This window comes from Microcoleus harperi Pol14_C6 (assembly GCF_036701295.1).
Taxonomy (GTDB): Bacteria; Cyanobacteriota; Cyanobacteriia; order Cyanobacteriales; family Microcoleaceae; genus Microcoleus.
On the sequence record NZ_JAUBQN010000059.1, the window covers coordinates 25,409 to 26,248 of the forward strand.

Genomic DNA, 840 nt, shown 5'->3' on the forward strand with positions numbered 1-840 from the left:
CCTGCCAACCCAAAAAGCGATCGCTACCCTCACCGGGCATAGCAATGGGGTTAATAGCGTCGCATTTAGTCCCGATGGCTTGACCTTGGCTTCTGCTAGCGCTGATAAGACCATCAAACTGTGGAACCTGCCAACCCAAAAACCGATCGCTACCCTCACCGGGCATAGCAAAGAGGTCTATAGCGTCGCTTTTAGTCGAGATGGCAAAACCTTGGCTTCTGCAAGCGCTGACAAGACCATCAAACTGTGGACTTGGGATTTCGATAAACTGATGGCATTAGGCTGCGAGTCAATAAGTGATTATCTCAAAAACAACCCGAAAGTGACAGCAGAGGATAAACAGATGTGTTCTGATTACCTCAACCAAAAGTCAATCAAAAAGGACTAGGCAAAAACAGCCCGCGAGCAAGATGGGCGCACTACATTTTTTTCACCTCAGCACATATTCCACCTTTTCCGTCGTCCATTCCTCACTCGCATCAGTCACAACCTCCGCCATTCGCCCGTCTAAATCTTGGTCTAACGCTGGCAATTCCCACAAGTGATAATTTGTTGCATCCAAAGTTGCAAATACTTTTATTACATTTACCCCTTCCTCATAATTTTCTGGCAATGATAGTGTGAGTTTTACTCTTTTCTCTTGTTTGGGTTCTACAACTTCATAATTCGCACCTTTGGGATAGATTTGTAAAATCCGAAAATCCATATCAAAGATCAAGGCAGTGATATTTAAAGTTCGAGTAGATTCATTGTGAATTACTAAATATAGCGTTTACTATAGTCATGAGGTACAGTAACAACAATGAGCAAACCAGTTATGAATATCTTTTTTAGTAACTT

2 protein-coding genes are annotated in these 840 nt (G+C 42.6%); one reads left to right on the forward strand and one right to left on the reverse strand.

Going from position 1 to position 840, the window contains the following annotated elements:
- The coding region (locus QUA27_RS25455; RefSeq protein ID WP_445251548.1) for a WD40 repeat domain-containing protein at positions 1 to 388 on the forward strand (388 nt) is incomplete at its 5' end.
- A 42-nt stretch (positions 389 to 430) separates the two neighbouring features.
- Here QUA27_RS25455 and QUA27_RS25460 read toward each other — a convergent pair.
- Positions 431 to 706, reverse strand: coding sequence for a hypothetical protein (locus tag QUA27_RS25460; RefSeq protein ID WP_333071608.1), 276 nt, complete (start codon positions 704 to 706; stop codon positions 431 to 433).
- Between the last annotated feature and the right edge of the window lie 134 nt (positions 707 to 840).

What these genes read in the sequence shown, in the direction of transcription:
- QUA27_RS25460 (WP_333071608.1), bottom strand. Translation starts at nt 706, where the DNA reads ATGGATTTTCGGATTTTACAAATCTATCCCAAAGGTGCGAATTATGAA.